This window comes from Salibaculum sp. (assembly GCF_035270045.1).
Lineage (GTDB): Bacteria > Pseudomonadota > Alphaproteobacteria > Rhodobacterales > Rhodobacteraceae > Salibaculum.
This window is the reverse complement of sequence record NZ_DATFIP010000019.1, coordinates 111,074-132,036: the sequence shown is the minus strand read 5'-3', so window position 1 is coordinate 132,036 and position 20,963 is coordinate 111,074. Positions and strand designations below refer to the sequence as shown.

20 protein-coding genes are annotated in these 20,963 nt (G+C 64.3%); 3 read left to right on the top strand and 17 right to left on the bottom strand.

Annotation, left to right across the window (positions count from 1 at the left end; translation table 11 throughout):
* Both VJ897_RS03555 and VJ897_RS03550 read left to right on the top strand, forming a co-directional pair.
* A partial coding sequence (locus VJ897_RS03555; protein WP_324053314.1) for a Hint domain-containing protein occupies positions 1 to 985 on the top strand: 985 nt, incomplete at its 5' end.
* Positions 986 to 1,098: 113 nt separating this feature from the next.
* Positions 1,099 to 2,706, top strand: coding sequence for a peptide chain release factor 3 (locus VJ897_RS03550; protein ID WP_324053312.1), 1,608 nt, complete (start codon positions 1,099 to 1,101; stop codon positions 2,704 to 2,706).
* 42 nt (positions 2,707 to 2,748) lie between these two features.
* On the opposite strand, the gene VJ897_RS03545 is transcribed toward VJ897_RS03550, so the two are convergent.
* Positions 2,749 to 3,168 carry an OsmC family peroxiredoxin gene (locus tag VJ897_RS03545; RefSeq protein WP_324053310.1) on the bottom strand — a complete coding sequence of 140 codons (420 nt, stop codon included), beginning with the start codon at positions 3,166 to 3,168 and terminating at the stop codon, positions 2,749 to 2,751.
* Between the two features lie 192 nt (positions 3,169 to 3,360).
* Between VJ897_RS03545 and VJ897_RS03540 the strand changes: the two genes are divergently transcribed.
* The gene (locus VJ897_RS03540; protein WP_324053308.1) at positions 3,361 to 4,818 is read left to right on the top strand and encodes a DEAD/DEAH box helicase; all 1,458 of its coding nucleotides are present in this window, start codon (positions 3,361 to 3,363) and stop codon (positions 4,816 to 4,818) included.
* 56 nt (positions 4,819 to 4,874) lie between these two features.
* Here VJ897_RS03540 and VJ897_RS03535 read toward each other — a convergent pair whose 3' ends face one another.
* The 16 genes from VJ897_RS03535 to nuoF form a co-directional block, all read right to left on the bottom strand.
* On the bottom strand, positions 4,875 to 6,539 hold the full coding sequence (locus tag VJ897_RS03535; RefSeq protein WP_324053306.1) for a ribonuclease J: 1,665 nt from the start codon (positions 6,537 to 6,539) through the stop codon (positions 4,875 to 4,877).
* 2 nt (positions 6,540 to 6,541) lie between these two features.
* Positions 6,542 to 7,315, bottom strand: coding sequence for a type III pantothenate kinase (locus tag VJ897_RS03530; protein WP_324053304.1), 774 nt, complete (start codon positions 7,313 to 7,315; stop codon positions 6,542 to 6,544).
* Between the two features lie 14 nt (positions 7,316 to 7,329).
* Positions 7,330 to 8,082, bottom strand: coding sequence for a biotin--[acetyl-CoA-carboxylase] ligase (locus VJ897_RS03525; RefSeq protein WP_324053321.1), 753 nt, complete (start codon positions 8,080 to 8,082; stop codon positions 7,330 to 7,332).
* Entirely contained in the window at positions 8,072 to 9,511 is a 1,440-nt protein-coding gene (gene nuoN / locus VJ897_RS03520) for an NADH-quinone oxidoreductase subunit NuoN (RefSeq protein ID WP_324053302.1), read from the bottom strand. The genes VJ897_RS03525 and nuoN overlap by 11 nt, the downstream gene beginning before the upstream one ends.
* A 12-nt stretch (positions 9,512 to 9,523) precedes the next feature.
* Positions 9,524 to 11,065, bottom strand: coding sequence for an NADH-quinone oxidoreductase subunit M (locus VJ897_RS03515; protein WP_324053300.1), 1,542 nt, complete (start codon positions 11,063 to 11,065; stop codon positions 9,524 to 9,526).
* Complete coding sequence (gene nuoL / locus VJ897_RS03510; protein WP_324053298.1) at positions 11,065 to 13,137, bottom strand: NADH-quinone oxidoreductase subunit L; 2,073 nt, start codon at positions 13,135 to 13,137, stop codon at positions 11,065 to 11,067. Before nuoL ends, VJ897_RS03515 begins: the two co-directional genes overlap by 1 nt.
* A 6-nt stretch (positions 13,138 to 13,143) precedes the next feature.
* A complete protein-coding gene (nuoK, locus tag VJ897_RS03505) occupies positions 13,144 to 13,449 on the bottom strand; it encodes an NADH-quinone oxidoreductase subunit NuoK (protein ID WP_084863455.1) in 306 nt (101 codons plus the stop codon).
* A 2-nt stretch (positions 13,450 to 13,451) separates the two neighbouring features.
* Positions 13,452 to 14,060: an NADH-quinone oxidoreductase subunit J gene (locus VJ897_RS03500; protein ID WP_324053295.1), complete on the bottom strand. Its 609-nt coding sequence runs from the start codon at positions 14,058 to 14,060 to the stop codon at positions 13,452 to 13,454.
* A complete protein-coding gene (locus VJ897_RS03495) occupies positions 14,057 to 14,455 on the bottom strand; it encodes a carboxymuconolactone decarboxylase family protein (RefSeq protein WP_324053293.1) in 399 nt (132 codons plus the stop codon). Before VJ897_RS03495 ends, VJ897_RS03500 begins: the two co-directional genes overlap by 4 nt.
* Entirely contained in the window at positions 14,452 to 14,946 is a 495-nt protein-coding gene (gene nuoI / locus VJ897_RS03490; RefSeq protein WP_324053291.1) for an NADH-quinone oxidoreductase subunit NuoI, read from the bottom strand. The genes VJ897_RS03495 and nuoI overlap by 4 nt, the downstream gene beginning before the upstream one ends.
* Before the next feature lies 1 nt (position 14,947).
* Entirely contained in the window at positions 14,948 to 15,988 is a 1,041-nt protein-coding gene (gene nuoH / locus VJ897_RS03485; RefSeq protein WP_324053289.1) for an NADH-quinone oxidoreductase subunit NuoH, read from the bottom strand.
* Between the two features lie 10 nt (positions 15,989 to 15,998).
* The gene (locus VJ897_RS03480) at positions 15,999 to 16,376 is read right to left on the bottom strand and encodes a YNQ4 family lipoprotein (RefSeq protein ID WP_324053287.1); all 378 of its coding nucleotides are present in this window, start codon (positions 16,374 to 16,376) and stop codon (positions 15,999 to 16,001) included.
* A 4-nt stretch (positions 16,377 to 16,380) separates the two neighbouring features.
* Positions 16,381 to 18,399 carry an NADH-quinone oxidoreductase subunit NuoG gene (nuoG, locus tag VJ897_RS03475; protein ID WP_324053286.1) on the bottom strand — a complete coding sequence of 673 codons (2,019 nt, stop codon included), beginning with the start codon at positions 18,397 to 18,399 and terminating at the stop codon, positions 16,381 to 16,383.
* A 170-nt stretch (positions 18,400 to 18,569) separates the two neighbouring features.
* Positions 18,570 to 18,983, bottom strand: coding sequence for a DUF5333 domain-containing protein (locus VJ897_RS03470; protein ID WP_324053283.1), 414 nt, complete (start codon positions 18,981 to 18,983; stop codon positions 18,570 to 18,572).
* Positions 18,984 to 19,077: 94 nt separating this feature from the next.
* On the bottom strand, positions 19,078 to 19,548 hold the full coding sequence (locus tag VJ897_RS03465; RefSeq protein WP_324053282.1) for a DUF3291 domain-containing protein: 471 nt from the start codon (positions 19,546 to 19,548) through the stop codon (positions 19,078 to 19,080).
* A 98-nt stretch (positions 19,549 to 19,646) separates the two neighbouring features.
* Positions 19,647 to 20,927, bottom strand: coding sequence for an NADH-quinone oxidoreductase subunit NuoF (nuoF, locus tag VJ897_RS03460; RefSeq protein ID WP_324053280.1), 1,281 nt, complete (start codon positions 20,925 to 20,927; stop codon positions 19,647 to 19,649).
* Positions 20,928 to 20,963: the final 36 nt, after the last annotated feature.

The window sequence follows — 20,963 nt, the reverse complement described above, 5'->3', positions numbered from 1 at the left end:
ATCCATCCCGGTCTTTCAGGCCGTGGATTTCCGTGTCGTGAGCGGGGCCAACCTCGGCGATGCGTTGTCCTTCGCCGCCGAACTCGACCTTGACGACGTCTATGAGCTGACACCGCAGGCACGCCCGGCGCGGCTGTCGCTGGTCATGCATGGCACCGGCCCCTTCACCATCGGGGCCGAATCGGAAATCGGCCTGCCCGGCGCGCATGTCCATCTCGATTGCGCGCTCACGCTGATGTCGGCGACCGGCGGGACCACCGACGTGCTCGTCTTCGTCGAGGTGGACGACGCAGGCCATGTCGCCGACATCTACGCCATGCCTCTGGCACAGATCGCGCCGCGCACCGGCTATGCGCTGGTCGGCGTCGACCGGGACGGCGCGCTGCGCAAATTCGCGCAATCGGCCTGCGTCTCCTTCACCCGGGGCACCCATATCACCATGGCCAAAGGCGAGCAGAAACCGGTCGAGGATCTGCGCCCCGGCGACATGGTGCTGACCCGTGACGACGGCCCCCGCCCGGTGCGCTGGGTCGGCCATTCGACGGCCCGCGCCGTAGGCGATTTCGCCCCCGTCCGGATCACCGCCGGGGCCCTGCACAATGAAAACGACCTGCTGGTCAGCCCCGATCACCGGCTCTTCATCTACCAGCGGTCCGATGCGCTCGGGGCCGGGCGGCACGAGGTACTGGTCCGCGCCCGCCACCTGGTGAACGGCGATACCGTCCGCCGCGAAACCGGCGGCTTCGTCGATTACTACCAGATCCTGTTCGACGCCCATCAGATCATCTATGCCGAAGGCATCGCCGCCGAGACCCTGCTGGTCGATCCCCGCACCCGCGCGGCCCTGCCCGCCGAACTCGAGGAAAAGCTGCTGGCCGAGGCCGCCGCCCACGGCAACAGCTCCCATCTGCAATTCGAGGTCGGCCGCGCCCTGCTCGACCACCCCGACGCCGCCGACCTGCTGAAACGCGCCTCGACACGGTAGGACGCACGGCGCCGACCCGCCGAAATCCGCGAGTCTGTCCACCGACGCGATACAGACAGCCCCAATCCACCCTTCGCTTGCGCCGCTCACGTCCCCCCTCTATATGGCGGGCCATGTTGGACACCCGCACAAATCGCCCCGATCTGCCCGCCGAGATTGCCCGGCGGCGCACCTTCGCCATCATCTCCCACCCAGATGCCGGCAAGACCACGCTGACGGAAAAATTCCTGCTCTACGGCGGGGCCATCCAGATGGCCGGACAGGTCCGCGCCAAGGGCGAGGCGCGACGCACACGCTCGGACTACATGCAGATGGAAAAGGACCGGGGCATTTCCGTCTCGGCCTCGGCCATGTCCTTCGATTACAAGGATTTCCGCTACAACCTAGTGGACACGCCGGGCCACTCGGACTTTTCCGAGGACACGTATCGCACGCTGACGGCAGTGGACGCGGCCGTCATGGTGATCGACGGGGCCAAGGGCGTGGAAAGCCAGACCCGAAAGCTCTTCGAGGTCTGTCGGTTGCGCGACCTGCCGATCCTGACCTTCTGCAACAAGATGGACCGCGAAAGCCGCGAAACCTTCGAGATCGTGGACGAGATCCAGGAAAACCTGGCCATAGACGTGACCCCCGCCAGCTGGCCCATCGGCATGGGACGCGATTTCATCGGCTGCTACGACCTGCTGCGCGACCGGCTGGAACTGATGGACCGGGCCGACCGCAACAAGGTGGCCGAGAGCATCCAGATCAACGGGCTGGACGATCCGAAACTGGCCGAGCATGTTCCCGCCCACCTGCTGGAGCCCTTCCTTGAAGAGGTCGAAATGGCCCGCGAACTCCTACCGCCGCTGGACGCCCAGGCGGTGCTGGACGGGACAATGACGCCGATCTGGTTCGGCTCGGCGATCAATTCCTTCGGTGTCAAGGAACTGATGGAGGGCATCGGCGACTTCGGCCCCGAACCCCAGCCCACCAGCGCCACACCGCGCCAGATCGCACCGGAGGAGCCCAGTGTCACCGGCTTCGTCTTCAAGGTTCAGGCCAACATGGACGCCAAGCACCGCGACCGGGTCGCGTTCGTGCGGCTGTCCTCGGGGCACTTCAAGCGCGGCATGAAACTGACCCATGTGCGCACCAAGAAACCGATGGCAATCTCCAACCCTGTGCTGTTCCTGGCCAGCGACCGGGAACTGGCCGAGGAGGCCTGGGCAGGCGATATCATGGGCATCCCCAATCACGGACAGCTGCGGATCGGTGACACCCTGACCGAGGGCGAAGCGCTCAAGGTCACCGGCATTCCGTCCTTCGCGCCCGAGCTGCTGCAGGGGGTCCGCGCGGGCGACCCCATGAAGGCCAAACACCTGGAAAAGGCGCTGTTCCAGTTCGCCGAGGAAGGCGCCGCCAAGGTCTTCAAGCCGATGATCGGCGCGGGCTACATCGTCGGCGTGGTGGGCGCGCTGCAGTTCGAGGTGCTGGGCAGCCGGATCGAGACGGAATACGGGTTGCCCGTGCGCTTCGAGCCGTCGCAGTTCACGTCCGCGCGCTGGGTCCACGGCCCAAACGATGCCGTGGACAGGTTCGCCCAGGCGAACAAGCAACACATCAGTTACGACAACGACGGCGACGTCGTCTACATGACCCGCCTGCAATGGGACATCGACCGCGTCGAACGGGACTACCCCGACATCACCCTGTCGGCGACCAAGGAAATGATGGTTTGATGCCCCCGCCCCAATGCCGGTGGCTTGGGGCGGAGATCGGGATCAGGCGATCCGGGCCTCCATGGTGATCTCGCAATCGAGCAATTGCGAAATCGGGCAGCCGCTCTCGGCGGCTTTCGCGGCCTTCATGATCGTGTCCTCGTCGCCCGCGGCCTTGATGGTCACATCCAGGTGCGCCTTTACGACCCTGGGGCCGTCATCCATCGACAAATGAATGGTCGACGTCGCGTTGATGTCGTCGGGCACGATGTTGCTTTCGCCGAGGATATTGGACAGCGCCATCGCGAAACAGGCCGAGTGGGCCGCGCCGATCAGTTCTTCGGGGTTGCTGCCGGGCACGTCCTCGAACCGGGTGCCGAACCCGTAGGGCAGATCCTTGATTGCCCCGCTTTGCGTGTTGACCGTGCCCTTGCCGTCCTGCAATCCGCCGGTCCAGACCGCGCTGCCGTGTTTGCGTATCATGATGAATCTCCTTTCCTGGTCCGTGGTCCCATCCCCGTCACCTAGAACGCAAGCCCCGGCCGTCGATTTCCTTGACCTTTGCCGCCCGGCGGCGTATGCGAACGCTATAAAGACGCCACGGCAATCCGGCCGGGCGGGCCGCGTGCGTATCTGCGGCCGTCTCCAACGCCGCGACCACGCGAAAGGCTTGATTTGACGAAATTCTCCGACCTGAAACTCGATGCCAAGGTTCTCAAGGCAATCGAGGAAACCGGCTACGAAACTCCCACCCCCATCCAGGCGGGGGCGATTCCCCCCGCGCTCGAAGGGCGCGACGTCCTGGGCATCGCCCAGACCGGCACCGGCAAGACCGCCGGCTTTACCCTGCCGATGATCACCATGCTCAAGCGTGGACGTGCGCGGGCACGGATGCCCCGCAGCCTGGTGCTGTGCCCCACGCGCGAACTGGCCACCCAGGTGGCCGAGAATTTCGACACCTACGCCAAGCACACCAAGCTGACCAAGGCGTTGCTCATCGGCGGCGTCAGCTTCAAGGAACAGGACCAGCGGATCGACAAGGGTGTGGACGTCCTGATCGCCACGCCGGGTCGCCTGCTGGACCACTTCGAGCGCGGCAAGCTGATCCTGTCCGACGTCAAGGTCATGGTGGTGGACGAGGCCGACCGGATGCTCGACATGGGCTTCATACCGGACATCGAGAGGATCTTCGGCCTGACGCCCTTTACCCGCCAGACGCTGTTCTTCAGCGCCACGATGGCAAGCGAGATCGAGCGGATCACCAACACCTTCCTGTCGAACCCCGCCCGGATCGAGGTGGCCCGGCAGGCCACCGCCTCCGAGACCATCGAACAGGGCGTGGTGATGTTCAAGGGCTCGCGCCGGGACCGCGCCGACAGCGAGAAACGCAAGCTTCTGCGCGCCCTGATCGACGCCGAGGGGCCAGCTTGCAGCAATGCCATCATCTTCTGCAACCGAAAGACGGATGTGGACGCGGTCGCAAAGTCGCTCAAGAAATACGGCTATGACGCGGCCCCTATCCACGGCGACCTTGAACAGTCCCAGCGGACGCGGACGCTCGACGACTTTCGCGAAGGGTCGATCCGCCTTCTGGTAGCCTCGGACGTGGCCGCCCGCGGCCTGGACATTCCCGCCGTCAGCCATGTCTTCAACTTCGACGTGCCCAGCCATGCCGAGGACTACGTCCACCGCATCGGACGGACGGGGCGCGCAGGGCGCTCGGGAAAGGCCGTGATGATCTGCGGCCCGCGCGACGACAAGTATTTCGAGGCGGTCGAGAAGCTTCTGGAAAAGGACATCCCGCGGCTGGAAAACCCGCTTTCAGACGGTGCGCCCGCGCCCGAAGCCGCCGAAGAGACCCCGGCGGAAAAGCCCAAGCGCAGCCGCACGCTATCGCGCAAGAAGGCCGACCCGGCCGCGGCCGAAGAGCCCAGGCCCGAAGCGCCCAAGTCAGAGGCCAAGCCGGACGCGCCCTCCGAGGCCAAGCCCGCGCCAAGGCCCGAAAAGAAGCCCGACAGCCGCGCCCGGCGTGGCCGCGGCGGACGTGATCAACGGGACGAGGCCGTCGTCGGCATGGGCGACGACGCCCCCGAGTTCATCATCAAGAGCTTCGACGAACGCCGCGCCGGGTAGGATGGAAATTCCAGAATTTCCATCCCGCCGCGGCTTTTTCCGGCTTGCGCGCCGCTCTAGCTCAGGCGGCTGACCACCACCGTCACTTCCGGTTTCTTGCCGATCTCGTTTTCGGTCGTGCGCCGTGTGACCGTGCGCAGGTCCTTTTCCAGCACCGCGTCATCGCGCAGCACCTTTGCATCCGCCCGTTGCAACCAACTGCCAAGCGCGCTTTCCAGCGTCTCGGCCAGGTCGGCGCCGTTGCGGCCCATCTCGGGCAGGCCCATCAAATCGCACCATGGATCACCCAGCGGCTCGCTTTGCTCGTCGATGACAAGCGTCACCGTCACATGGCCGTTGAGCGCCATGCGGATACGGTCACGGACGATCCCGTCGAACTGGCCCACTTGGGCGCGGCCGTCGAGATAGACGCGGCCGGTCTCGAAGAACTCGACGGGCTTGCCAACGGCAAGATCGACCATGGTGCCATTGACGGCCAGAACCCCCGGATAACCGCCCTCGCCCGCCAGCTTGACCTGTTCGCGCAAGTGGCGGTGCTCCCCGTGCATGGGGATCACCAGCTCGGGATGGCAGATCTCGTGCATGGCCTTCAGGTCGGGCCGGTTGGCATGGCCTGAAACATGGTAACGATCGGCGCTGTCGTCGATCACGTCCACGCCCATTTCCGAGAACTGGTTCATGATGCGGATCACGCCGCGTTCGTTGCCGGGAATGGTCTTGGACGAGAACAGGAAGGTGTCGCCCTCCTTCATGCGCAATCCCATGTATTTGCCGTTCGCCAATTGGGCACTTGCGGCGCGACGCTCGCCCTGGCTGCCAGTGACCAACAGCAGCAGGTTCTCGCGCGGAATATCCTTGGCCTCTTCGGGGCTGACGACACTGGGGAAGTCGTCGAGGATGCCGGTCTCGACCGCCGCCTCGATCATGCGCCGCATGGCCCGGCCCAGGAGGCAGACTGACCGGCCCGCCGCCACGCCGGCCTGCGCGATCGTGCGCACCCGGCTGATGTTGGAGGCAAAGGTCGTGGCCACCACCATGCCCGGCTGCTCGGTCATCAGCTTTTCGATCTCGGGGCCGACGCTGGCCTCGGACCGGCCAGCGTGGTGCGAGAAGACATTGGTGCTGTCGCAAATCAGCGCCTTGACGCCCGGCTCGGCCACCTGTGCCCAAAGCGCACGGTCAAAGGGTTCACCGACGCCGGGGGTCTCGTCGATCTTGAAATCGCCGGTATGGACCAGACGGCCCTTGGGCGTATCGATCACCAGCCCCGAGCTTTCGGGGATGGAATGGCTGATCGGAACGAATCCCAGCGTGAAGGGCCCCGCCGTGATGCTGTCCTCGGGCCAGGCACCGACCGTCCGCACCGTGGATTCCGAGTAGCCGTGTTCGGACATCTTGCGCCGGGCGATATTGGCGGTAAAGGCGCGGGCATGGATCGGGGCGCCCAGCTTTTCCCAGTAGTGGCCCACGGCGCCCACGTGGTCTTCGTGGGCATGCGTGATGAAGATACCCTCGATCCGGTCCTTGCGTGCCTCCAGCCAGGAGATGTCGGGGAAGATCAGGTCCACCCCCGGCGTCGTGTCCATGTCCGGGAAGGTCACGCCCAGGTCGACCACGATCAGGCGTTCCTTGCCCTCGGGGCCGTAGCCGTAGACGTAGCAATTCATCCCGATCTCCCCCGCGCCGCCGAGGGGGAGGTAAATCAATCTGTCGCTGCTCATTGTCAGGTGTGTTCCTTGTTGTGGCGATGGATGACCGTCAGACCGTGCATGGTCAGGTCGTCCTCGACCGTGTCAAATAGCGCCTCGCCGGTACTGAACAACGGGGCGAGGCCGCCCGTTCCGATGACTTTCATGGGGCGGTCATACGCGCCCTTGATGCGGTTGCAGATGCCGTCCACCAGGCCGACATAGCCCCAGAAGACCCCAGATTGCATGCAATCCACCGTATTGGTGCCTATGACATGGGCCGGCTTGGTCACATCCACGTGCGGCAGCGCCGCGGCGGCGCTGTGCAGCGCCTCCAGCGACAGGTTCACGCCGGGCGCGATCACACCGCCGACATAGGCACCGTCCTGCGCCACGACATCGAAGGTGGTCGCGGTGCCGAAATCCACCACGATGAGGTCGCCGCCGTGCCGGTCATGGGCTCCGGCGGCGTTGACCAGCCGGTCGGGACCGACCGAGGTGCCGGCGTCGACACGCGGCGGGACCGGCGGCTGGCAGTCAGGCTTGCCCACGACCAGCGGGCGGCAGCCGAAGAAACGATCGGCAAAGACGCGCAGGTTGAAGACGACGCGCGGCACCGTCGAGGATATGATGACATCCGAGATATCCGGCTTGATCCGGTAGTGGTTCAGCAGGGTCGAGAACCAGGTGAAATAGGCATCCGCCGTGCGCGCATGATGCGTGCTCGTGCGCAGAGTGCACAGGAATTCCTCGCCATCCCAGAGCGCGAAGACCGTGTTGGTATTGCCGCAATCGATACAGAGAAGCATCGGGGTTTCGCCTTTCAAAAGAACACGTCCGCGGCCGCGATCCGCCGGGCGCCCTTGGCTGTGGTAAGCACTAGATATCCGTTTTCATCAACGGTTTCAAAGGTGCCGATGACCTCTTCACCGGGCAGGCGCGCGGTAATGACCTGGCCCTGCCGGGCGGCGTTGCGCAACCAGGCCTCGCGGATGGGGGCAAAGCCGTAGGTCGTGAAGTCATGCTCCCATCCGGCATAAGCGCGCGCCAGCAAGCCGAGGAACTCGAGGTCACTGATGCTGACCCCGGTCTCCGCGTGGACGGAAACCGGCGATACCGCGCCGGGGTCCAGACTGCCGGCATCGGGCACCGCGAACAGGTTGACGCCCACCCCGATGGCCAGGCCGGCGATTTGGCCCCGCAGCATGACGGTTTCCAGCAGGATACCTGCCAGCTTGCCCTCCGACATAAGCACGTCGTTGGGCCATTTCAGCGCCAACAGATCGGTCCGCCCGGTGGCCGATCCGAGCGCGTCGCGCAGGGCCAGAGCCATGACGAAGGACCGCAACGCCGCCTCGCCCGCCGGACGGTCCAGCCTCATCACGTATGTCGCGGCGAAATTGCCCTGCGGATTGGCCCAGGCACGGCCCCGACGCCCGCGGGCCGCGGTCTGTTCATGGGCCAGGATCCAGGTCGGCGCCGGCAACCCGGCAAAGCGCCGGGCGGCCTCGGACAGGGTGCTGTCAGTGCGGGGCAGGACGATGCGCCCGACCCCCTCGGGCCAGCTACCCTGCAAGGGCAAGCGCGGCCGCTTGTGCGATCGGTTCCACCCCGAAGAGGTTAACGATCCCCACCAGCATGACCACCGCCGAGGCCATGAGCAGGGACCAGAGCACCGGCGAGGCGTTGCGGTCGAGCGCATCTTCGGTCGGCTTGCCGAAATACATGTAATAGACGATGCGCAGGTAGTAGAAGGCGCCGATGACCGAGGCCAGGACACCCAGGACAGCCAACCAGGCAAGGCCGCCGTCCACCGCGGCACGCAGCACGTAGAGCTTGCCGAAGAAGCCCAGCATCGGGGGCACGCCCGCAAGGCTGAACAACAGCACCAGCATGGCCAGCGCCTTGCCCGGCTCGGCCCTGGAATACATGTTCAGAGCCGCGATGTTGGTGACCGGCCGGCCATCCTTTTCCATGGACAGGATGAAGGCGAAGGTACCAATGTTCATGGCGATGTAGATGGTCATGTAGATCAACATCGCCTGCACACCGAAGGCCGTGCCAGCCGCAAGGCCCATCAGCGCAAAGCCCATGTGCGCGATCGAGGAATAGGCCATGAGCCGCTTGATGTCCGTCTGGCCGATGGCCGCGATGCCGCCCAGGAACATCGACGCCACAGCGAGGAAGGCCACGATCTGCTGCCAGTCGCCGATGGTGCCGCCAAAGGCATCATGCACCACGCGGGCAAAGAGGGCCATCGCCGCCATCTTGGGCGCGGTGGCGAACAAGGCGGTGACCGGCGTCGGGGCCCCTTCGTAGACATCCGGCGTCCACATGTGAAAGGGCGCCGCCGAGACCTTGAAGGCGAAGCCCGCGATCAGGAACGCCAGCCCGAAGAGCAGCCCCAGCGAGACGCCGTCCGAGGTGGCCTCGATAATGCCCGAGAACAGCGTCGTGCCCGCGTAGCCATAGGTCAGCGAGGCACCGTAAAGCAGCAAGCCCGAGGACAGCGCGCCAAGCACGAAGTACTTCAGGCCCGCCTCGGTGGATTTCGCACTGTCGCGCCGGATCGAGGCGACGACGTAGAGCGCCAGCGATTGCAGCTCCAGCCCCATGTAGAGCACCATGAGATCGCCCGCCGACACCATGACCATCATGCCGACCACGGCCAGCGCGATGAGGATGGGGTACTCGAACCGCAGCAGGTCGCGCCGGGCCATGTAATTCTCGCCCATGACGAGGACCGCCGCTGCCGAGGCCAGGATCACGACCTTGGCGAACCGCGCATAGGCATCATCGACGATCATGCCGCCGAAGGCCGTGTCCGTGCCCTGCCACGCGAACCCGATCCAGAGCGCCAGTGCCAGGAACAGCGCCGCGGTGGTCCAGGTCAGCAGGCCGGCCATCTTGTCCTTGCTGGTATAGACAGCCAGCAGCAGCGCCCCCATGGAATAGACCGCCAGGATGATTTCGGGAAGGATGGTGTTCAGATCGGCAGAGATCATCGCTCGATTTCCTTAGTGCTGGGCCATCATGGTGACGGGCTCGAACGCCGCTTGCGCGGTCGTGACCTGACCCACCAGCGCCTCGACCGAGGGGCCGATAATGTCGGTGACAAGGCTGGGATAGACGCCCAGCAGAAGGGTCATGACCACGAGCGGCGCGAAGATCCAGCGCTCGCGGGGGGTCATGTCGGTGATGGATTTCAGGCTTTCCTTGATCAGGTCGCCCATGACCACCCGGCGATAGAGCCAGAGCGCATAGGCCGCCGAAAGGATCACGCCAGTGGTGGCCACGGCGGCGACCCAGGTGTTGGCCTTGAACACGCCCATCAGGGTCAGGAATTCCCCGATGAAGCCACTGGTCCCCGGCAGGCCGACGTTGGCCATGGTGAACAGCATGAAGATCAGCGCATAGGCCGGCATCCGGTTCACGAGGCCGCCGTAGGCGTCGATGTCGCGGGTGTGCATCCGGTCATAGATGACGCCCACGCACAGGAAAAGCGCCCCCGAGATGAAGCCGTGCGACAGCATCTGGAAGATCGCGCCGTCGATGCCCTGTTGGTTCACCGCGAAGATTCCCATGGTGACATAGCCCATGTGCGCCACAGAACTGTAGGCGATCAGCTTTTTCATGTCCTCCTGCACCAGCGCGACGAGCGAGGTGTAGACGATTGCGATGGCTGACAGCCACAGCACAAGGTCGCCCATGACCTCGGTGCCCACGGGGAACATCGGCAACGAAAAGCGCAGGAAACCGTAACCGCCCATCTTGAGCAGGATCGCGGCCAGAACCACGGACCCCGCGGTCGGGGCCTGCACGTGGGCATCGGGCAGCCAGGTATGGACCGGCCACATCGGCATCTTGACCGCGAAACTCGCGAAGAAGGCCAGCCAGAGCAGCGTCTGCAACCCGCCTATGACATGCACGCCCATGACCGTGATGGTCTCGGTGCCGAAGGGATAGGTCAGCAGCGTCTCGATGTCCGTGGTGCCGGACTGGTAGAACATCGTGACCATGGCCACCAGCATCAGCACCGAGCCGAGAAAGGTATAGAGAAAGAACTTGAAGGCCGCGTAGATGCGCTCCTTGCCGCCCCAGATGCCGATGATCAGGAACATCGGGATGAGGCCGGCTTCGAAGAACATGTAGAACAGCACCAGGTCCAGCGCCATGAAGACGCCCAGCATGAGCGTTTCCAGAAGCAGGAAGGCGATCATGTATTCCTTGACCCGGTGGGTCACGTTCCAGCAGGCCGCGATGGTGATCGGCATCAGGAAGGTGGTCAGCATCACGAAAAGCACGCTGATCCCGTCCACGCCCATCTTGTATTGCAGCCCCAGCAGCCAGTCACGTTCCTCGACGAACTGGAAGCCGGTGTCGTTCGGGTTGAACCCGAACAGGATGAACAGAGAGACCACGAAGGTCATCACGGTGGCGGCCATGGCCACCCACTTGGCGTTGCGCTGCGCCGCCTCGTCCTCGCCGCGCAGGAAGATGGCCAGGATCACCGCCGCGATGGTCGGGATGAAAGTCGTGATTGTCAGAAGGTTGCCCATTACTCGACCCCCCCGGTGATCGTGACGTAGGTGAGGATCAGCACAATCCCGATCACCATGGCGAATGCGTAGGTAAAGACGTAGCCCGACTGCCAACGCCCCGCGAGCCGGGTGAAGAAGGGCACAACGCCCAGCGCCAGCCCGTTGATCCCGCCGTCGATGACATTGCCGTCGCCACGCTTCCACAGGAAGCGGCCGATGATCCGGGCCGGGCGCACGAAGACGAGGTCGTAAAGCTCGTCGAAATACCACTTGTTGAGAAGAAACTCGTAAAGCGGGCGCTGGTTCTCGGCCAGTTTCGCGGGCAGGTCGGGGCGCCGGATATACATCTGGTAGGCCGTTCCCAGGCCGATCAACATGGCGATGAAGGGCGCCAGCTTGACCCAGGTCGGCACGTAATGCGCCTCGTGCAGCACGGTATTCTCCGGCGCGATGTAGATGCCGGCCTCCCCCGGCGCGCTTTCCATGACGTAATGCAGTTCCGAAGCCTTGGGGCTGCGTTCGGCCACGGCCTCGACCAGCTCGGCGGTCGGTTCGCCGTATTCGCCGCCGAAGAACTTGACCACCTCGTTGGTCTTGCCGAAGAAACTGGAATACCAGATCGCGCCGGCGAAGATGGCGCCGATGGCCAGCACCCCCAACGGGATCAGCATGACATTGGGGCTTTCATGGGCGTGGTCGTGCGTGTGCTTGTTGCCGCGCGGTTTACCCCAGAAGGTCATGAACATCAGCCGCCAGCTGTAGAAGCTGGTGAACAGCGCGGCCACGACGAGAAGCCAGAAGGCGTAGCCGCCCGCGCTGCCGACGTAGGCGCTCTCGATCACCGCATCCTTGGAGGCGAAGCCCGCGAACCCGATCCAGCCGGTCAGCGGGATGCCGACACCCGTGATGGCCAGCGTACCGATCAGCATCGCCCAAAAGGTCTTGGGCATCTTGTGGCGCAGTCCGCCGTAATGGCGCATGTCCTGTTCGTGGTGCATCCCGTGGATGACCGACCCCGCGCCCAGGAACAGCATCGCCTTGAAGAAGGCGTGGGTCAGCAAATGAAACATGGCGACCGAGTAGACGCCCACGCCCGCGGCCACGAACATGTAACCCAGCTGGCTACAGGTGGAATAGGCGATGACCCGCTTGATGTCGTTCTGGACCAGGCCGACCGTCGCGGCGAAGAATGCGGTGCTTGCGCCAAGAAAGACGATGAAGGCCTGCGCGTCGGGCGCGAATTCGTAGATCGGCGACATGCGGCAGACCAGGAAAACGCCCGCCGTGACCATGGTCGCTGCATGGATCAGGGCCGAGACCGGGGTCGGCCCTTCCATCGCGTCGGGCAACCAGGTGTGCAGGATCAACTGCGCCGATTTGCCCATGGCCCCGATGAACAGCAGCACGCCGATCAGGTTGGCAGCGTTCCATTCGGCCCACAGGAAGGAAATCCGGGTCTCGGCCAGTTCGGGGGCCGCGGCGAAGACATCGTCCAGCTTGATCGAGTCGACCAGGTAAAAGATCGCGAATATCCCCAGCGCAAAGCCGAAGTCGCCCACCCGGTTGACGACAAACGCCTTGATGGCCGCGGCATTGGCGGTCGGCTTGCGATAGTAGAACCCGATCAGCAGGTAGGAGGCGACGCCCACGCCTTCCCAGCCGAAGAACATCTGCACAAGGTTGTCGGCTGTCACCAGCATCAGCATGGCAAAGGTGAAGAACGACAGGTAGGCGAAGAAGCGCGCCTTGTAATGCTCGCCCTCGCGGAAATTCTCGTCATGGGCCATGTAACCGAAGGAATACAGATGCACCAACGCCGAGACGGTCGTGATGACGATCAGCATGATCGTGGTCAGCCGGTCCATGCGGATGCCCCATGAGGTGTCCAGCGTCCCCGACTGGATCCAGCGCAGGATCTCCACGTGCTCGGTCGTGCCGTCGAAGGTCAGGAAGACGATCCAGGACAGCAGCGCCGACAGGAACAGAAGCCCCGTGGCCACCCACTGGGCGGCCTGTTCGCCGATCATCTTCCAGCCGAAGCCCGCGATGATGGCCCCGACAAGCGGCGCGAAGAGGAGAATGGTTTCCATGTCGCCTTAGCCTTTCATCACGTTGACGTCTTCGACGTCGATGGTGCCCCGGTTGCGGAAGAAGCAGACCAGGATGGCCAGCCCGATCGCGGCCTCGGCGGCAGCGACGGTCAGCACGAACAGGGTGAAGACCTGCCCGACCATGTCCTGAAGGAAGCTGGAGAAGGCCACGAAGTTGATGTTCACCGCCAGCAGCATCAGTTCGATGCTCATCAGCAGGATGATTACGTTCTTGCGGTTCAGGAACAGCCCGAAGATGCCGATCACGAAAAGCGCCGCGGCGACCGAAAGATAGTGTTCGAGTCCGATCATGGTTACAGCCCCTGCCCCGGTTTGACGTCTTTCAGTTCCATTGCCTTGGCCGGATCGCGATACATCTGGGCCAGGATGTCCTGGCGCTTGACGTGGCTGCGATGGCGCAGGGTCAGGACGATGGCCCCGATCATGGCGACCAGCAGGATCAGACCGGCCAGCTGGAACAGGATGAAGTAGGTATCGTAGAGCAGCAGCCCCAGCCCGGCGGTGTTCTGGACACCCCCCTCGACCGGCGCCGCCAGGCGGCCCGTCGCCCCCTCGTCGAAGCCCCAGGCGCCAAAGGCGATGGCAAGCTGCATCAGCAGGATCACCCCGATGACCAGCGCCAGCGGCATGTATTTCGCCATCTGGGCCTTGAGTTCGGAGAAATCGATGTCCAGCATCATGACCACGAAGAGGAACAGCACCGCGACCGCGCCGACGTAGACGATCATCAGAAGCATCGCGATGAACTCTGCCCCCAGCAGCACGAAAAGCCCTGCCGAGGACAGGAAGGCGAGGATCAGCCAAAGGACCGAATGCACGGGGTTGCGGCTGATGACGGTCATCAGCCCGCCCACCAGCGTCGTGGTCGCAAAGGCATAGAATGCCATAACCATGGGTGTCATGTGTCACCGTCCTTTTCCATCACGTCCGAGGCGATCTCCATCGCCTTGGTCATTGCCGGAATGCCGCCGAACATGCCCGCCAGGGCGATGGTCTCGGCCACTTCCTGTTGCGTGGCGCCCGCCTCGATCGCGTGGCGCACGGTCAGCCTGATCTGCGCCTCGGCCTGCGCGCCCATGATGGTCAGCCCCTGCAGCGTCAGCAGAAGGCGCGTTTTCGAGTCCAGACCCTCGGGGTTCACCCCCTTGCCCATCGTCGCCTCCATCAGGTCGCGCGGCATGGTGGGGAACATGTCCTCGAAACCCTTGGGCGTGAAGGATTCCAGCGCGGGATTGAGCGCCCTGGCCCAATCCTGCCCCGCCTTCATCATGGCGTCGAAGGGGGTGTCGGTACTCATCTGTAGGGGGCGTCCAGTTCGAGATTGCGGGCAATCTCGGCTTCCCAGCGGTCGCCGTTGGCCAGCAGTTTTTCCTTGTCGTAGTAAAGTTCCTCGCGGGTTTCGGTCGAGAACTCGAAATTCGGTCCCTCGACGATGGCATCCACCGGGCAGGCTTCTTCGCAGAAACCGCAGTAGATGCACTTGGTCATGTCGATGTCGTAGCGCGTGGTCCGGCGGCTGCCGTCCTCGCGCGGCTCGGCGTCGATGGTGATGGCCTGGGCCGGGCAGATCGCCTCGCACAGCTTGCAGGCGATACAGCGTTCCTCGCCGTTGGGGTAGCGGCGCAACGCGTGTTCACCGCGAAAGCGCGGCGACAGTGGCCCCTTTTCATGCGGGTAATTGATCGTCGCCTTGGGCGCGAAGAAATAGCGCAGCCCCAGCCGGAACCCCTTGAGAAAATCCGTCAGCAGGAAGTATTTCGCGGCGCGCGTGTAGTCCATCGTCGTCATGTCAGCCCCCCATCGCGTAGCGGGCCCAGAAGGACCCCAGGATTTCGAACTTGGCCAGGAAGGCCACCAGCACCACCCAGCCCAGGCTGAACGGCAGGAAGACCTTCCAGCCCAGCCGCATCAGCTGGTCGTAGCGGTAGCGCGGCGTGATCGCCTTCACCATGGCGAAGATGAAGAAGAAGAAGGCCATTTTGAGCAGCAGCCAGAAAATCCCGTCGGGCAGCCCCGGGATGGGCGACAGCCAGCCGCCGAAGAACAGCAGCGAGACCAGCGCACACATCAGCACCACCGACATCAGCTCGCCGATCATGAACAGCAGGAAGGGCGTCGAGGAGTATTCCGTCTGGTAGCCCGCAACAAGCTCCGATTCGGCCTCCGGAAGGTCGAAGGGCGGGCGGTTGGTCTCGGCCAGCGCCGAGATGAAAAACAGGAAGACCATCGGGAAATGCGGCAGCCAGTACCAGTTGAAGATGCCCCAGGCCCCGTCCTGCGCGGCCACGATATCGCCGAAGTTGAGCGAGCCGGTGGACAGGATCACCCCGACGATGATCAGGCCGATCGAGACCTCGTAAGAGATCATCTGCGCCGCCGAGCGCAGCGAACCGAGGAAGGGATACTTCGAGTTCGAGGCCCAGCCGCCCATGATCACGCCGTAGACCTCGAGCGTGGAAACGGCAAAGACGTAAAGGATGGCAACATTGATGTCGGCCAGGACCCAGCGGTCGTTGAAGGGGATAACCGCCCAGGCGATCACGGCCAGCACGAAGGTCATCATCGGCGCCATGAGGAAGACGAACTTGTCCGCCCCGGCCGGGATCACAACCTCCTTGAAGATGTACTTGAGGAAGTCGGCAAAGCTCTGAAGCAGGCCGAAGGCGCCCACCACGTTGGGCCCCCGGCGCATCATGACCGCGGCCCAGATCTTGCGGTCGGCCAGCAGCAGGAAAGCCAGCGCCGTCAGCAGTGGCACAAGCACCAGCAGGCACTGGCCCAGCACCAACAGCACGATCCCCAGGTTTGTGGTAGTGAAGAACTCGACCATGGATGTCCCCTCAGACCGTCGGGATGCCGTTTCGCGCGCAGTCGGCGACGGCAACCTCGGCGTCAATCGTTCTCAGCCCGTCGGGCAGCGACGGGGAAATGGTATAGACCGCATCCCCCGTCCAGAGCCTGCCGTCCTGTTCGATCTGCGTGCGGACATGGCGGGCAAAGCCGTATCCGCGGATCAATGCGTATTGCGCCGCGGCGCATTCGGCGTATTTGGCGACCTGTTCGCCGCTCTCGGGGTTCTCGACGCGCACATGGAAATTCACCAGGTCACCGTCCAGCAGGCGTGTCTCGACGCCAGCATACCCGAGGGTGCCGGTTTGGGCCGTCCCCTCGCAGCCGGCCAGCGCCGCCATCGCCGCTATGAGCCCCGCGCGCTTCATGCCCCTACTCCGCCGCCATGGGGGCGTCCGCCCGTGCCTTGGCCTCGTGCGAGAGCTGCGCCATAAGCTCGCTGGCCCGCGCGATCGGATTCGTCAGGTAGAAATCCTTGATCGCGTTGCGGAAATCGGCCTCGCCCAGGGCGCCGGGTTCGAGCGGCGTCCAGGCGTTATCCGGCACTTCGTCGACCTCTTGCAGGTGCGGCACGTCGGCCACGAGCGCCTGCCGCAACTGAGGCAGCGAATCCCAGGGCTGTGTCGCGCCAACCTCGGCCGAGAGCGCCCGCAGGATCGCCCAGTTTTCCTTGGCCTCGCCCGGGGCGAACCCGGCGCGCAGGGCAAGTTGGGGGCGCCCCTCGGTGTTCACGAAGAGGCCCTGTTCCTCGGTGTAGGCGGCCCCGGGCAGGATCACGTCGGCGCGGTGGGCGCCGCGGTCGCCATGGCTGCCTTGGTAGATCACGAAGGCCCCCTGGGCGATATCCACCTCGTCCGACCCGAGGTTGTAGACCACGTCGGCCCCCTCGATATCGGCCATTCCACCATCGGCGACGGCACCGACGTCCATCGCGCCGACGCGCCCGGCGGCGGTATGCAGGACCAGCAACCCGGAGTCAGTGTCCTCTGCCAGCTTCATGGCGGCGGCCAGCACGGCCGCGCCATCGGCCTCGCGCAGAGCGCCCTGGCCGACGATCACGAGACTCGGCGCCTCTTTCACCGCACCATGATCCCTGTCCAGCAGGCTTTCCAGCGCAGCGCGGCCCGTGCCCACGTGCGCATAATCGTAGGTCAGGTCCGCGGCTTCGCCGACCAGGCCGACCTCGGCCCCGTTGAGCCAGGCCTTTCGGATACGGGCGTTGAGCACAGGCATCTCGTCGCTCGGGTTCGTCCCGATCAACTGGATGAACTTCGCGTCGTCAATGTCCTCGATCGCCGCGGTGCCGACATAGCCCGAGCGGTTGCCCGCGGGCAGCTTGGCGCCATCGGTCCGGCATTCCACGACACCGCCTTGCCCCTGGATCAACTGCTTGAGACCAAACGCGGCCTCGGCCGGGGCCAGGTCGCCGACCAGACCCGCCAGTGTCGAGGCCGTCTTGATCTTGTCGGCGGCAACCGCCAGCGCCTCGGGCCAGGTGGCCGCGCGCAGCTTGCCGTTTTCACGCACATAGGGGCGATCCAGCCGCTGGCGTCGCAGCCCGTCCCAGACGAAACGGGTCTTGTCGGAAATCCACTCCTCGTTCACGCCGTCATGATTGCGCGGCAAAAAGCGCATGACCTCGCGGCCCTTGGTATCGACGCGGATATTGCTGCCCAGCGCATCCATCACGTCTATGGATTCGGTCTTCGTCAGTTCCCACGGCCGGGCGGTGAAGGCATAGGGTTTCGATACCAGCGCGCCCACCGGGCACAGGTCGATGATGTTGCCCTGCAAGTTGCTATCAAGCGTCTCACCCAGATAGGCGGTGATCTCTGCGTCTTCGCCACGGCCCGTCTGGCCCATCTGGTTGATGCCCGCGACCTCGGTGGTGAAGCGCACGCAGCGCGTGCAGGAGATGCAACGTGTCATGTGCGTCTCGACCAGCGGACCCAGGTCGAGGTCGTCCACGGCCCGCTTGGGCTCGCGGTAACGGCTGAAGTCCACGCCGTAAGCCATTGCCTGGTCTTGCAGATCACACTCGCCGCCCTGGTCACAGATCGGGCAGTCCAGCGGGTGATTGATGAGCAGGAATTCCATCACGCCTTCGCGGGCCTTCTTGACCATGGGCGAGTTGGTCTTGACCACGGGAGGCTGGCCTTCGGGCCCGGGGCGCAGGTCCTTGACCTGCATTGCGCAGGAGGCGGCGGGTTTGGGCGGGCCGCCCACGACCTCGACCAGGCACATCCGGCAATTGCCCGCGATGGACAGGCGTTCGTGGTAGCAGAAGCGCGGGATCTCGATACCGGCCTCTTCGCAGGCCTGGATGAGGGTCATAGCCCCCGGAACCTCGATTTCGTGATCGTCGATGATGACCTTGCGCAGATCGGACATGGGCATTTCCCTATCGCCTTTGCGTCCCGACCGGCCGTCACCGGACCGGGGCGGTTGCGGTGCGTTCTAACGCGGCACTACATAGTATGCCAGCGGGAACCGGCCAAAAATCCACGGAAAAATCCAAGGTGTTCGTGGCGTTTTCTGATCCTTTTTATCGGAAATCTGCCCTAGCGCAGCAGCCGCCCGATCTGGCTGTCGGCGGCCATTTCCTGAAGGCCGACCCGGCAATATGTCTCGGGTTGGCCCTCGACAGCACCCATCTCGGCCAGCCGGGCGCGGGCGAGGGATTCCAGCCGGTCGGCCTCGGCATCATTGTTGATAAAGGCGTCGACCTCGTCACGGCTGTAGCCCAGTTCAAGCGCGTGCTGGCGCAGCGACAGCAGGAACCCGACCCCCCGAAGCCGCCGCGGGGCCAGATCCTCGCAAACCTCGCTGATCTCGTAGGCGATGCCCGTGGCGATCAACCCCTCTGTCACCGCGGACACTTCGCCCAGCGGTGGCCGGGCGGCCAGCGGCGTGGCCGCAAGCACCAGGCACAGCGCCGGAACGGCACCCGAACGACGGGTAAAAGCAGCGAACATCGCGACGCACCTTTCCAAGATTGCCTGCCAGAGGTCGCCGTTGTGCCCTTGATATTCAATAGCATCACGGCTTGGGGCACCGGTCTCGGCGGATTCAGGCGCAGCCGTGCGACTTCCAGAGATGCGCCTGCGCCAGATCGGCCCAGCCAAAGGCATGTTCGCCGGGGCCGTTCGCCTTGAGGGTCTCAAGTCGGGCCAGCCCTTCTGACAACGAAGGGCGGTGGCCCTCCTCGATCCACCACATGACGAAATGCTGCTCACCCAGCACCTCGAACCACTGATTGCGGCGATCGTAGAACTGCTTGTGTATGGTGCCCCAGACGAAGCGTTCCAGGCTTTCCACGTCTTCCCAGACCGTGAGGTTGGCGACGAATTGCGGGTCGTCGCCGATATTGTTCTCGGTATTGCCGGTGCCCGGCTCGCCCGAGCCTTCCATCATCCAGACGAAACCCGGCATCCGCTTGCCCATGGTGTTCACCCTGTCGAGATTGTCCATGAACTCGCGCACCTGCGGCGCGTCCGTGGGGGCCACAAGGCGGCCAATGTTCATTTCCGCAAGGTGCATGGCGACCTCCCCGTCCCTATCCACTGCACCGTACTGTGCCACAAAACGCAAAAGGCGGCCAAGGGCCGCCTTTGCACGATTGCGAGCCTTGCACGGCCCTACTCTGCCGCGATGGCACGGCCCTTGACCCGATCCTCGATTTCATCGCGGAAATTACGGATCAGGCCCTGAATCGGCCAGGCCGCCGCGTCGCCAAGCGCGCAGATGGTATGCCCCTCGACCTGCTTGGTCACGTCCCAGAGCATGTCGATCTCCTCGACGCTCGCATCGCCCTTCACGAGGCGTTCCATTACCCGCATCATCCAGCCGGTTCCCTCGCGGCAAGGCGTGCACTGGCCACAGCTTTCGTGCTTGTAGAAGGCCGCGAGACGCCAGATCGCCTTGATGATGTCGGTGGACTTGTCCATCACGATCACCGCCGCCGTGCCCATGCCCGAGCCGAGCTCACCGCGCAGGTAGTCGAAATCCATGATCGCGTCGCGCATGTTTTCGCCGCGCACACAGGGCACAGAGGAACCGCCCGGGATCACCGCCTTGAGGTTGTCCCAGCCGCCGCGGATGCCGCCGCAATGCTTCTCGATCAGCTCCTCGAAGGGGATCGACATCTCCTCCTCGACGACGCAGGGATTGTTCACGTGGCCCGAGATGGCAAAGATCTTGGTGCCCGCGTTGTTCTGCCGGCCCATGCCCGCGAACCACTCCGGCCCGCGGCGCAGGATGGTCGGCACGACGGCGATGGACTCGACGTTGTTGACCGTGGTCGGGCAGCCGTAGACACCTGCCATGGCCGGGAACGGCGGCTTCATCCGGGGCATGCCCTTCTTGCCCTCAAGGCTTTCGAGCAGCGCGGTTTCCTCGCCACAGATATAGGCCCCGGCCCCGTGATGCAGGTAGAGGTCGAAATCCCAGTCCGATCCGGCGGCATTGCGCCCCAGCAGGCCAGCCTCGTAGGCCTCGTCGATGGCCGCTTGCAGCGCCTCGCGCTCGCGGATGTATTCGCCGCGGATGTAGATGTAGCAGGCATGCGCGTTCATCGCGAAACTGGCGATCAAACACCCCTCGATCAGGGTGTGCGGATCATGGCGCATGATCTCGCGGTCCTTGCAGGTGCCCGGTTCGGACTCGTCGGCATTGACCACCAGGTAGGACGGGCGCCCGTCGCTTTCCTTGGGCATGAACGACCACTTGAGGCCGGTCGGGAACCCGGCGCCGCCGCGCCCGCGCAGACCGCTGGACTTCATATTGTCGATGATCCAGTCCCGCCCCTTTTCGAGAATCCCGGCGGTCCCGTCCCAGTGGCCGCGCGCCCGCGCACCCCTGAGCGTGCGGTCGTGCATCCCGTAGAGGTTGGTGAAAATGCGGTCTTCGTCTGCGAGCATCGTCGGGTTCCCTATCCTGCCCCGGCGCGGGGCACC